This window comes from Mycetocola sp. TRD_SC_2 (genome assembly GCF_055361225.1).
On the sequence record NZ_CM143954.1, the window covers coordinates 1,245,057 to 1,256,651 of the forward strand.

Below are 11,595 nucleotides of genomic sequence, written 5' to 3' on the forward strand. Positions count from 1 at the left end.
GCCCGCATGACGGCGGCTCAACCTGCGGATAGTTCGCGCTCGGGTAGGGGCATCACGCTCGACCTGCCGTTCACGGGCGCGTGGCTGACCCAGAACAGCCCCGCTCGTCGGGTTCCCAGCCACGGGACCGACCTGCTGGGCGAGCGGTACGCCATCGACTTCGTCGGCGTCGACGCCCGCAGGAGAACCGCCGGTCGCACCAGTTGGGGCACCGTCGCTGGCACCGAACCGGCGGAGCGCTTCTACTCCTTCGGGCGGCCGATCCTTGCTCCGTGCGCCGGTGCCGTCGTGGACCTGCATGATGGCGAGCCTGACCATGCCGCACGCCGGTCGCCGCTGACACTCGTGCCCTACCTTCTGGGCCAGCGGGCTCGACTGCAGCAGGGGATTCCCGCGATCGCCGGCAACTACGTCATCCTGGAATTGCATCGGCCAGGCACGTACGTCGCGCTCGTTCACCTGAAACGCGCATCGTTTCGCGTCGAGATCGGCGAGCGCGTTCCCGCCAGGCGGCACCTCGCCGACTGCGGGAACTCCGGCAACTCGACGCAGCCGCATGTCCATCTGCAGGCGATGGACAGCCGGGACCTGGCCGTTGCACGAGGTCTCCCGATTATTTTCCAAAGTTTCCGGGAACAGCCGGCGGCCGGGAGCGCATGGGCACTTCGGGAGAATGCCATTCCGGCAAACGGCGCCGTGATCGAGCCGGCGCCGGTTCAGCCCTGACGAGCCTCGTGGGCGATAATCGCCAACTGAATCCTGTTGTCAAGGCCGAGCTTCGCCAGTGCACTCGAAACATGGGCTTTGACGCTTCCATGTGAGATGAACAGGCGATCGGCGATATCGGCATTGCCCAGGCCGTCAGCGACCGCCTGGGCGACCTCGCGTTCGCGGTCGGTGAGTGGCGAAAGGGGGTCATCGACAGGAGGGGTGCCGGCGGGTGCCGATCCGGCAATGTGCTCGATCAGCTGCTTCAGCACGTCGGGGGATACCGTCGGTTGCCCAGCAGCGGCGGTGCGAATGGCCGCGACGATCTCCGTTGGAGGAGTGTGCTTGAGCAGAAATCCCGACGCGCCTGCCCGGAGGGCATCGAGCACGGTGGCGTCCGTACGGAATGTCGTCAGCACGATCACAGCAGGCACTGTAGGAAGACCCGCTCCTCGAAGCGTTCTGATCGCGGAGATCCCATCCATCCGAGGCATTCGCACGTCCATGAGGATGACGTCAGGGCACTGGCCGCGCACGACATGGAGCACCTCATCGCCGTCGGACACGTCGCCAAGGACGTTGATATCGGGTGCACCACCGAGCAGCAGTTTGAGACCGGCACGCACCAACGGGTCGTCGTCCACGATCAGGACTCCGATGGCATCCGGCTGTGCGGTCATAACCGGCCCTCCGGGAGGTCGACCGCCAGGGCGAACACTCCGTCATCCAATCCATGCCACAGTTGTCCGCCGTCGATCCGCACGCGTTCGGTCAGCCCGGCGAGTCCGGCGCTGGCACCGGGTATCTCGGTCGCAGTGAGCCCGAGCGGAACAGGGTTGCGCACCTCGACGTGAAGGTGACCTGACTCACTCCGGATCACGATGGAGACCGGGGAGTGAGGAGCATGCTTGCGGGCGTTGGTGAGTCCTTCCTGCACGATGCGATAGGCCGTCCGCTGCACGGAAGCACGAGTGTTTCTGACCGCCCTTTCGTCGATCGCCAGGTCGACCACTTGGCCCGCCTGGCGCGCTTCGTCCATCAGGGCATGCACGTCCCCGAGGTTTGGCTGGGGTCGGGAGTCGGTGAGTTCAGACACGGTGGCTTCTTCCTTGCGGAGTATGAGTAACAGTTCACGCAGCTCCTCGACGGCGAGATGCGCGTTCTCGCGAATCACCGTCGCTGCTTCGTGCACGTCTTGGGTCGTGATCGGTTCCGAGTCGGATGCCGGCCGGGTACGGAATTCCAGCGCACCGGCATGAACCGAGAGCAGCGAAATGCGGTGCGCCAGAACGTCGTGCATCTCTCGCGCGATCAGCTCACGTTCGTCCCGGCGAAGCGTTGCGAGTTCGGCGTCGAATCGCTCACGGTCGGCGAGCGCACTGCGCCGGATTCCTTCAATGAGCTGTCGCCTGGCCCGACTCAGCAGTCCGAAACTGATGCTCAGGAGGTACAGAAGGGGAATCACGATGAGCCAGGTCAGCCAGGTCATGCCCGGCACGGGGGCGACGGCGTGGTACGGCAGAGCAAGGACGAGGTGAAGGCCGACGAGAGGCAGCGAGAACCGGGGCGGCGCGTACGAGCCGAGCCGGTAAACGCCGGCAAGGGCCGCGAAGCCCGCACAGATCGATATCGTTCCCGGGATGATGAGGAGCGCGGCGACAGCGATCGGATTGCTTCGTGACCACCACAGGAGTCCGGTGGCGATCAACCCGAGCGCAATGTCAATCGGCCAGTACCACGGCGCTATCGCCGGATAGCTGCCGAGCCCGAGCGCACTGATCGCGACGAACCCCAACCCGATCACGATGAAGATGACATCGGTGATGCGGGAGGGCGCGACTGGTAGGTGAGTGGCACGCACCGCGTCTGGTCCCGCTCGTATCGCCGACTCGCCGTCCATGATTCGAGGATACGGAGCGGCTCCCCGCAGGGGCCAGACGGGCGCCGAAAATGGTCAAATGGCCATTCCGGAAGAGTGAAACTGGCCGACTGGACGGTGTCTCCGGGATGCAGCCGGAGCAAACTGGGCGACATGTCAGCAAAAGATATTCGGGACGGCACTGAGTATGCGCTTGAACTGGTGGCGCTTCGTCGTGAGTTCGGTGACAAGCTCGCCGTCGACAATGTGACGCTGCGGGTTCCGCGCGGTTCGTTCTACGGCCTCGTCGGTCCCAACGGTGCCGGCAAGACGACGGCGCTGTCGATGGCAGTCGGGCTCCTTCGGCCCAGCAGCGGTCACGCCTTCGTCGACGGCGTCGACGTGTGGCGTGACCCGGTAACGGCGAAGAAACGGCTAGGAGTCTTACCGGACGGGCTCGCTCTGCCGGAGCGCCTGACCGGCGGTGAGTTGCTCACCTATTGGGGGCGATTCAGACGCATGGACCCGGCCGCAGTGGCCAGTCGCAGCGCCGAGCTCATCCGCATCCTCGAACTGGACGAAGCTGAGGCCCTCGGTACGCTCGTCGGCGAGTACTCGACAGGCATGCGCAAGAAGATCGGCCTCGCGACCGCCTTGCTCCACGCTCCCTCTGTGCTTGTTCTTGACGAACCCTACGAGGCCGTCGATCCCGTCTCGGCTCGAGTACTGACGCGCATCCTGAGAAGGTTCACCGCTACCGGTGGCGCCATAGTGATCTCAAGTCATGTGATGAGTCTCGTTGAACAACTCTGCGACCGGGTCGCCATCGTTACGAACGGGCGGGTCGTTGCCGACGGGACTCTCGATGACGTTCGTTCGGGTTCGTCCCTCGAAGACCGATTCGTGCAGCTCGTCGGCTCGCCGGACATCGATGAAGAGGAGCTCTCGTGGATCGGATCCTGATCTCACTCAAGTTCACCCTCCTGCGGAACAGTTCGAAGGGACTGCGAACAGTCGGGTGGGTTATCGGCGCGTCGCTCGTCGCCGGCACCTGGAGCGGTGTCGCGCTAGCGTCGACCGGCGAGGTCCGACATTCGGTGCTGAGCCTCGTGTTAGCCGGCTGGGTCGTCGGTGCGGCGATCGGACCGGTCCTGCTGAGCGGCAACGGTGCCCTCCGTCCCGAGTATTTCTCGCTCCTCCCGATCGACCGGCGTTCGCTGAGCAGAGGCCTGCTCGCCAGCACGTTCGTCAGCATCGCATCCGCTTTCGTTTTGCTCGCCTTTCTGTCAAACGCCGTACATGCCGCTTCGCTCGACCCGACGACGATCGTGTTCGCGGTCGCGGGAGCGCCGTTGACCTGGATTTTTGCGATCACGGTCTCCCGGCTCGTCTTCGGACTCCTCGGAGCGGCAATGCGCTCGAAGATCGGAGTTGAGATCGCGGGAATCCAGTTCGGTTTGATGTTCGCCGTCATGTTCACCGGGTGGATGGTCGTCCAGGCGGCGGTGCAGAGCGTCCCGGCTCTCGTTCAGGACGGTCTCCCCGAGGGGCCGATCACGATCGTCCTCGACGCGTTTCCCAGTTCGTGGCCGGTCCTCGCCGTTGAAAGCGCAGCTACGGGGGACTGGTTCGGTGCGACGCTTCTCCTGGGCGCGCTCGCTGCCCTCGATGCGGTGCTCGTGCTGGCAACCATCGCGGCTCTGACACCCCGAACGGAACCGGCACGGCGGCGCTCAGGACGGACGCTGTCCGCCCGTCTGGTCGCCGGCGGCGGCCTCCTGCCAAAGAACCAGCTCGGCGCAGTGATCGGAAAGGAATACCGTCAGTGGACCCGCGATCCCTGGCGCGCGCTCGAAGTGCGCACCGCAGTCTGGACGGGAGTCGCGATTGGCTTCTTCGCCCTTGTGAGCGGCTCCTATTCGGTTCTAGCCGCGTTCTCCGGGCTCATCGTCGCTTTCATGATGGGCCTGTCCGCCCTGAACCTGTACGGACAGGACGGGACAGCGGTGTGGCAGGCGATTGTCGGACAGGACGACACCTCGATCCGGTCCGATGTCCGCGGTCGCCAGTGGGCCACGATCCTCGTCTTCCTGCCGCAGACACTTTTGATTACCATCCTCTTCCTCATACTCACGGGTGAGTGGGGTGTGCTGCCGATCGTGCTCGCGGCGATTCCGGCACTATTCGGCGTCGGCAGCGGCACTGCAGTGCTCACGTCAGCCGTCGGAGTATCTCCCGGCGTGGATCCGCGCATGCGCGTGGGGCCGAATGATGCAAACGGCAACGTCAGCCTCCACGTGTGGGTCGTAATGCTGCTCACCTCCGTCGGTATCCTGCCGACTGCAGCGGCGATCGTGATGAGCCTGATTGTCCCGTTCCCGCTGCTGACGTTTGCGGCCGTGCTCGTCGGAGTAGTGAACGGGTGGGTTGTCGCGTGGCTGTACGGCAGGATCGCGATCGGATATCTGACCAAAAGGATGCCAGACGTCTACACCCGAATCCGTTACGGCCAGGTCTTCCACCGAGAAACGGCGGGGCTGCTGGACTGGGTGGAAAAGAAGACGCTGAGTGGTGAGCAGAAGTTGCGAGCCGTCCGGCAGAAGGAACGCCAGGACAAGATCGCCGCACGGGCCCGTAACTGACCACAGGCATATTCCCGGCTTCAAACCACTAATGTGAGAAGCATCATGGATGACCCTCCCTCGCATAGACCCATGCCTCCTGCCGACAACGTTCTAGAAGCGGATCGGAGGGGGCGTACACATGCATGAATGGATCATGGTCGGTATCGGCCTCCTTCTGACTGCTGGCACCGGGATGTTCGTCGCGTCCGAGTTCGCACTCGTGAACCTCGACCGAAACGATCTCGAAGCACGCCAGGCCCGCGGTGAAAAGCGACTCGGCCCAACGATCAAGGCGCTGCGAATCACCTCGACTCACCTGTCCGGTGCACAACTGGGCATCACGCTCACCACACTGCTCACCGGGTACACGTTCGAACCGGCGATCAGTTCGATGCTGCGCGGACCGCTGCTGAACCTCGGTCTTCCCGAGGCCGTCGTGCCCGGAATCGGAGCCGTCATCGGCATCCTGCTCGCGACCATCTTCTCGATGATCATCGGTGAGCTCGTGCCGAAAAACTTCGCGCTTGCCCTTCCGCTCGCGACGGCGAAGTTCGTCGTGCCGTTCCAGACGCTGTTCACCACGGTCTTCCGGCCGGTGATCTCACTGTTCAACAACACAGCGAACGCCATCATCCGCTCGTTCGGAATCGAACCGAAGGAAGAGCTTTCCGGTGCCCGCAGCGCCGAGGAACTCAGCTCTCTCGTTCGCCGGTCGGCGCTCGAAGGCGTCCTCGACGAGGACCACGCGACGCTCCTGCATCGCACCCTTCGCTTCTCCGACCGCTCCGCCGACGACGTCATGACGCCGCGGGTGCGGATGGTGTCGGTCCGTTCAGACGAGACCGCACAGGACATCGTCGTGCGGGCAACCGCCACCGGATTCTCGCGTTTCCCGGTGATCGGACGCGACCCAGATGACATCCTCGGTGTCCTTCACGTCAAGCAGGCCTTCGCTCTCGACCTCGCTGACCGTGAAAAGGTGACCGCAGGCGAGCTCATGGGAGCGCCGCTGCGCGTGCCCGAGTCGATGGGAGTCGACACACTGCTCGGGATGCTCCGCAAACAGGGACTGCAGGTGGCGATCGTCTCCGACGAGCACGGTGGCACCGCCGGCATCGTCACCCTCGAGGATCTCGTTGAGGAGATCGTCGGAGAACTCGAAGACGAACACGATCGGGCTCGAGCCGGCATCATCCGGACGGGTCGCTCGATCACGTTCGATGCGTCACTGCGCCCGGACGAGCTCCTCGAGCGCGCCGGCGTCACCGTGCCCGAAGACGGGGACTACGACACCGTTGCCGGTTTCGTCAGCGACGAACTCGACCGTATCCCCGAACTCGGCGACGAAGTTTCCATCGACGGCGGCATTCTCCGGGTGGAGCGCGTCGATGGCACCCACGTGGAGCGACTCCGCTTCACACCGTCCGAACCAAGCAGTGGAGGCAGCGCCTCGGCCGCACATGACCACATTGTTGACGACCTGCTCAAGGGAGCACACTCATGAGTGAATACCTGCCCGGGATCATCTGGCTGGTGGTTCTCCTCGTCGTCAACGCGTTCTTCGTCGGCGCCGAATTCGCCGTGATTTCCGCCCGCCGATCGCAGATCGAGCCGAAGGCGGAAGCCGGAAGCAAATCCGCGAAGACCACCCTGTGGGCGATGGAACACGCGACGCTCATGCTGGCAACGAGCCAGCTGGGTATCACCGTCTGCTCGCTCGTGATCCTCAATGTGTCGGAACCGGCGATCCACCACCTTCTGGAGATTCCGCTCGGGTTCACGGCACTGTCCGCCGAAGCCATCGGGATCGTCGCCTTCGTCGTCGCCCTGCTCCTCGTGACGTTCCTCCACGTGGTCCTCGGCGAGATGGTGCCGAAGAACATTTCGTTCTCGGTGCCGACCCGTGCCGCGCTCATCCTGGCGCCGCCCCTCGTGTTCGTCGCGAAGGTGTTCAAGCCGGTCATCTGGTCGCTGAACACGGTCGCGAACGGAGTTCTGCGGTTGTTCAAGGTGGAGCCCAAGGATGGCGCAACGAGCGCATACACACTGGATGAGGTCGCCAATATCGTGCAGCAGTCCACCCGCGAGGGCCTGCTGGTCGACGCGTCAGGCACCCTGACGGCGGCATTCGAGTTCACCGAAAAGACCGTGGCGGATGTCGAAGTCCCGCTCAGTGACATGGTTCTGCTGCCTCTCGCGGCAACACCCGCCGACATTCGGCGAGCCGTGGCCGAGCACGGGTATTCGCGGTACATCCTCACCAACGAGACCGACGAACCCACCGGATACCTGCACCTCAAGGATGTGATGGACCTCACCTCCGCTGAGGCATTCAGCACACCGGTGCCGGCGAAGCGGATCCGCCGGCTCGCCTCGGCCTTCAGCGGCAGCGAACTCGAGGATGCTCTCGCGACGATGCGCCGCACCGGTGCTCACGTTGCCCGGGTGTTCGACGCCGAAGGAAACACCACCGGAGTGCTCTTCCTTGAAGACATCATCGAAGAGCTCGTCGGCGAAGTGCAGGACGCAACGAGCAACTGATTCCGATGAAAGGGCCGCGATGATCCCGAACGAAACCGAGCTGGAACGCTGGCTGGCACGCAGGCTCGGCCAGCGGCATCCGGTCGTCGGTGCCGCCGTCGTGGCACCGGGCGGAACGATTTCGGTCGTTCGCGGCGCACCCAGGACTGGTGATTTCGAGATTGGATCGGTGTCGAAAGGCATCACCGGCCTGCTCTACACCGATGCCGTCGAACGCGGCGAGGTGGCTCCGTCGACGCGGTTGGGGGACCTGCTGCCGATCGAAAGCGCCGCCGGAGGTGTGACACTCGGTGCGCTGAGTACACACACCTCCGGTCTGCCGCGACTGCCGGCAGCCGCGCAGCCCTACCGTCGCACGGTGCAGCTGTGGCGACACGGCACGAACCCGTACGGCGAAAGCCTCGATGAGTTGCTGGAGCAGGTGAAGGGTGTGACCCCCGGTAAACCGAAAGCGTCGTACTCCAACCTCGGGTTCGAGCTGCTCGGGCATGCGGTCGCACGTGCCGCCAGCGTGAGTTATCAGGAGCTCGTCGCTCAACGGCTGGCGTCGCCGGTCGGGCTCGACTCACTGTATGCGCCGTCGACCGTGTCCGAGCTCCGGTCGACCGCTGTTCTCGGCCGGAGCAAGCGGGGACGCACCATGGAGCCATGGACGGGGGAGGGGATCGCGCCGGCCGGCGGCATCCGTTCCTCGATCGGTGACATGGCGCGGCTCGCCGAATCCCTTCTCGACGGGAGCGCACCGGGGGTGAACGCCCTCGACCCCGTGCAAACGTTCTCGGGTGCGGTGCGGATCGGTGCAGCCTGGATCACGCTGACGGTCAAGGGCCGCGAGGTCACCTGGCACAACGGTGGGACCGGCGGCTTCCGCAGCTGGATGGGGCTCGACCGGAAAGCCGGTACCGCGGCCATCATTCTCTCGGCGACCTCAGCGTCGGTCGACCGCGCGGGCTTTCTGCTGCTGCAGGAGACCTAGCGGGTGAGCCCAGCGGGAGCTCCTGCGGGTCAGGTGACGCTGATCGCGAGGTTCTGGTGCGCGAGTCTGCGGATAGCGGTCAGGACCGGCTCGTACAGGGCGGTTCCCAGCACGGCGTATTGCACCGCCGACCGGGGGTCGGCGGCAGGCATCCCGTCGATCTCCGCGCGCGCGATCGCCATCACATGGTCGCCGTACAGACGCAGCCGCGCCGCATCGGCCGGCATTCCTGCTTCTTCGACGGCGAGCAGCGCGCTGTCGAGTTGTGCGAAGGCTGACATCCGATTGTGGGAGGCGTTGTATTCGCTCCCGAGCGCTGCGAGCGCGGCGGCGGCCCGCGGATAGAGGCGATCGGCCTCCTGCTCGCCGGGAAGTTTGTCCGGAGTGCCTGCCGCGAGGGCATCGATGGCCTGCCCGAGCATGTCGTAAACGCTCCCCTCGGGGTGGTCAATGATGCCGAGGATTCGTTTCGCGCGGTTCAGGGGCAGGCCCGCGACGATCGTGAGGGACCGGATGAGACGGAGTCTCTCGAGGTGGTGGTCGTCGTAGTCGGCCCGGGTAGCGCTCGTCGTTCGACCAGGAGGCAACATGCCCTCCCGGATGTAGAACTTGACGGTCGCCAGGGGCACGTCAGCCCGGCGCACGAGTTCGGAAATCTGCATCTTGCCTCCATTGGATATGTGAGCTATCTTACTGGTAGATAGTTCACTATCCAATATGACTCAGCGAAGGAATTGAACATCATGTCACTACAGAACGAACCTCAGATATCCCGCGAATCCTACGAACGTGCACGTCGGCGGGTGATTGCCAGGACCGTTCACACGGCGGTGGCCGTCCTCTGGGTCCTGCTCGCGCTCATCCAGATCGGCATCTGGTACCTCACGACACCGGCGGGGTATTTCTGGCCGGTTTGGCCGATTCTGGGAACCTTCCTTGCTGTGGCTGTCTGGGGGGTCGCCCTCTTCGCGAGCCGTCCGGGGGTCTCCGAGCGTCGCATCCAGGCCGAGATGATCCGGATGCAGGGCAACGGCTAGCCCCGCGAAAGGCCGGTGGAGTGGTCGACGCTCGTCGCGTGCGTCAGCTCAGGGGACGCGTGACCCGTCAGCGGGAGTAACATCGTCGAGCGCGAGGGCGGTGCGGAGCTTCTTGTTTTCGGTGTACGCATCGAGCGCGCGTGTCGCCGACAGCATCAGGCGAATAAGAACGAGGACGGCGACAAAGATCGCCACCACGCCGAGAATGTAGGCGACCCACATGAAGCTCATGATTTCCATGGCTTGAAGCTATCGGCATCCCGCCGCACGGGCTAGTTGTCTGACAGCGCGGGTGCGAGGCGCACGAGGTGGGCCGTGCTGGTCTCGTCGATCTCCGCAACGGTCTCCCGGGACTTCACGAAGTCGGAGAATGACCGGAACCCGAGCGCCTTCTCGCTGAACGACGGATCCATGCGCTTCATCTGCGTCTTCACGTTGGAACTGTGCAGCCAGTCGGCGTCATCTTTTTCGTGTCCCAGTCGCAGCGCGCGCTCGAGGAGTCCGGTTGCGACCTCCTGGGGGTCCGGCTCGTCCTCGGGCTCATCCTCGATCACCGGGTCGGGCGACGCGGCACGCCTGGACGCGCGGCGGCGCGGCGGTGCAGCGGGCAGTTCCGGGCCGGAGAAGACCAGGGCGGTGGGCGAGGCGAGCTCTTTTTGAGGCTCCGGCTCAGGCGCGACGGCATCGGTCGGTGTCTTCTTCGAGCGCGAGGGCCTGGTCGCTGCCGCGGTCTCGGGTTTGTCCTTCTCCGGAGCGGGCGGAATCGGCTTGATCCCCGGCAGGGCGTCATAACTGGCGAACTCGTCGCACGCGGCGGCGAGGGAACGGCTGGTCGAGCCGGCGACGCCGATCCCGACGACGTAGCGGCCGAGACGCTTGCAGCGCTGGGCGAGCGGAATGTAGTCCGAGTCGCCGGCGACGATGATTACGTGGGTGAGGTCGGGGAGCCGGAACATGTCCTCGACCGTGTCGACCGCGAGACGGATGTCCGCACCGTTCTTCGCGTACGCGGCGGCAGGGAACAACTGCACCAGATCGACGGCGCGATTGACGAGCTGGCCGCGGTAGTCGGCGTTGAACGGAGCGGACCAGTCGGCGTACGCGCGGGTGAGGACGAGCGTGCCGAACGACGACGCGAAGTCGATGATGGCACCAACGTCAACGGTCGCACGGCTGAGCTTCTCGGCGATCTCGGGGTTGGCCTCGCTGCCGGCGCTGCTGAATCCCCGAGCCCGGTCGCGCATGAACTGGCTGCGCCCGTGGACCTGGTCGTAGCGCGAGATCACGATGTTGTCGAAGTCGATATAGACGGCGACTCGCGAATCGACGGCGTCAGGCATGAGGAACTCTTCTCGATCAAGGCGGGTGTGCACCCAGTCTGGCGCGTGAGCGAGGAACGCGCCAAAAGCTGGCAGGTTACTCGTCGGCAGAAGCACTGAAACCGCGGTGGGTTGACAGCAGTTCGATCTCGGGTCGATCCGCGACAGCACGTTCGACCTGATCGAGCACGTGACCCGCGTGCCGATGGTCGAGCGAGACGATCGACACCCCGATCAGCGCACGACGGTGGAGGTCGAGGTGCCCGACTTCGCCCACGCTCAGTTCGAAGCGCCGGCGTAGTTCGGCGAGGATCGGCCGCACCACGGAGCGCTTCTCCTTGAGTGAGTGCACGTCGCCGAGCAGCAGGTCGAGCTCGATCCATCCGATCCACATGGATTCAGGATGCCACGCGACGCGTTCCGCGTGGGCGCCCGGCGGCATCCGCTCTGCTCGGTCACTTTCGGCTGCTCGGGTCGCCGAATCCCGACCACGACCGACCGAGCAACGACGTGAACCGCCAAAAAGGGCGCC

General features: G+C 64.7%; 13 protein-coding genes. 7 read left to right on the forward strand and 6 right to left on the reverse strand.

Annotated elements, in window-relative coordinates; translation table 11 throughout:
• Nucleotides 1-6: 6 nt before the first annotated feature.
• Nucleotides 7-726, forward strand: a complete 720-nt coding sequence (locus ACWA1Q_RS05910) for a M23 family metallopeptidase (RefSeq protein ID WP_463760293.1) — start codon at nucleotides 7-9, stop codon at nucleotides 724-726.
• On the opposite strand, the gene ACWA1Q_RS05915 is transcribed toward ACWA1Q_RS05910, so the two are convergent.
• Entirely contained in the window at nucleotides 717-1,388 is a 672-nt protein-coding gene (locus tag ACWA1Q_RS05915; RefSeq protein ID WP_463760295.1) for a response regulator, read from the reverse strand. The genes ACWA1Q_RS05910 and ACWA1Q_RS05915 overlap by 10 nt on opposite strands.
• A complete protein-coding gene (locus tag ACWA1Q_RS05920; RefSeq protein ID WP_463760297.1) occupies nucleotides 1,385-2,608 on the reverse strand; it encodes a sensor histidine kinase in 1,224 nt (407 codons plus the stop codon). The genes ACWA1Q_RS05915 and ACWA1Q_RS05920 overlap by 4 nt, the downstream gene beginning before the upstream one ends.
• 132 nt (nucleotides 2,609-2,740) lie before the next feature.
• Here ACWA1Q_RS05920 and ACWA1Q_RS05925 point away from each other — a divergent pair, with 132 nt between their 5' ends.
• The 5 genes from ACWA1Q_RS05925 (at nucleotide 2,741) to ACWA1Q_RS05945 (ending at nucleotide 8,707) form a co-directional block, all read left to right on the forward strand.
• Nucleotides 2,741-3,529: an ABC transporter ATP-binding protein gene (locus tag ACWA1Q_RS05925; RefSeq protein ID WP_463760299.1), complete on the forward strand. Its 789-nt coding sequence runs from the start codon at nucleotides 2,741-2,743 to the stop codon at nucleotides 3,527-3,529.
• Nucleotides 3,514-5,208 carry a hypothetical protein gene (locus ACWA1Q_RS05930; protein ID WP_463760301.1) on the forward strand — a complete coding sequence of 565 codons (1,695 nt, stop codon included), beginning with the start codon at nucleotides 3,514-3,516 and terminating at the stop codon, nucleotides 5,206-5,208. Before ACWA1Q_RS05925 ends, ACWA1Q_RS05930 begins: the two co-directional genes overlap by 16 nt.
• A gap of 121 nt (nucleotides 5,209-5,329) precedes the next feature.
• On the forward strand, nucleotides 5,330-6,694 hold the full coding sequence (locus tag ACWA1Q_RS05935; RefSeq protein WP_463760303.1) for a hemolysin family protein: 1,365 nt from the start codon (nucleotides 5,330-5,332) through the stop codon (nucleotides 6,692-6,694).
• Nucleotides 6,691-7,731 (forward strand): hemolysin family protein, encoded by a 1,041-nt coding sequence (locus ACWA1Q_RS05940; RefSeq protein WP_463760304.1) that lies wholly within the window; start codon nucleotides 6,691-6,693, stop codon nucleotides 7,729-7,731. Before ACWA1Q_RS05935 ends, ACWA1Q_RS05940 begins: the two co-directional genes overlap by 4 nt.
• A gap of 19 nt (nucleotides 7,732-7,750) precedes the next feature.
• Nucleotides 7,751-8,707 (forward strand): serine hydrolase domain-containing protein, encoded by a 957-nt coding sequence (locus ACWA1Q_RS05945; protein ID WP_463760306.1) that lies wholly within the window; start codon nucleotides 7,751-7,753, stop codon nucleotides 8,705-8,707.
• Nucleotides 8,708-8,736: 29 nt separating this feature from the next.
• On the opposite strand, the gene ACWA1Q_RS05950 is transcribed toward ACWA1Q_RS05945, so the two are convergent.
• A complete protein-coding gene (locus ACWA1Q_RS05950) occupies nucleotides 8,737-9,369 on the reverse strand; it encodes a MerR family transcriptional regulator (RefSeq protein ID WP_463760307.1) in 633 nt (210 codons plus the stop codon).
• Between the two features lie 81 nt (nucleotides 9,370-9,450).
• Here ACWA1Q_RS05950 and ACWA1Q_RS05955 point away from each other — a divergent pair, with 81 nt between their 5' ends.
• Entirely contained in the window at nucleotides 9,451-9,744 is a 294-nt protein-coding gene (locus ACWA1Q_RS05955; protein ID WP_463760309.1) for a hypothetical protein, read from the forward strand.
• Nucleotides 9,745-9,792: 48 nt separating this feature from the next.
• Here the strand turns inward: ACWA1Q_RS05955 and ACWA1Q_RS05960 are convergent, their stop codons facing one another.
• The 3 genes from ACWA1Q_RS05960 to ACWA1Q_RS05970 all read right to left on the reverse strand — a co-directional run bounded on the left by ACWA1Q_RS05960 (nucleotide 9,793) and on the right by ACWA1Q_RS05970 (nucleotide 11,457).
• On the reverse strand, nucleotides 9,793-9,984 hold the full coding sequence (locus ACWA1Q_RS05960; protein ID WP_463760310.1) for a hypothetical protein: 192 nt from the start codon (nucleotides 9,982-9,984) through the stop codon (nucleotides 9,793-9,795).
• Nucleotides 9,985-10,016: 32 nt separating this feature from the next.
• Nucleotides 10,017-11,084, reverse strand: coding sequence for an NYN domain-containing protein (locus ACWA1Q_RS05965; RefSeq protein ID WP_463760312.1), 1,068 nt, complete (start codon nucleotides 11,082-11,084; stop codon nucleotides 10,017-10,019).
• 76 nt (nucleotides 11,085-11,160) lie between these two features.
• Nucleotides 11,161-11,457 carry a DUF503 domain-containing protein gene (locus ACWA1Q_RS05970; RefSeq protein ID WP_463760314.1) on the reverse strand — a complete coding sequence of 99 codons (297 nt, stop codon included), beginning with the start codon at nucleotides 11,455-11,457 and terminating at the stop codon, nucleotides 11,161-11,163.
• Between the last annotated feature and the right edge of the window lie 138 nt (nucleotides 11,458-11,595).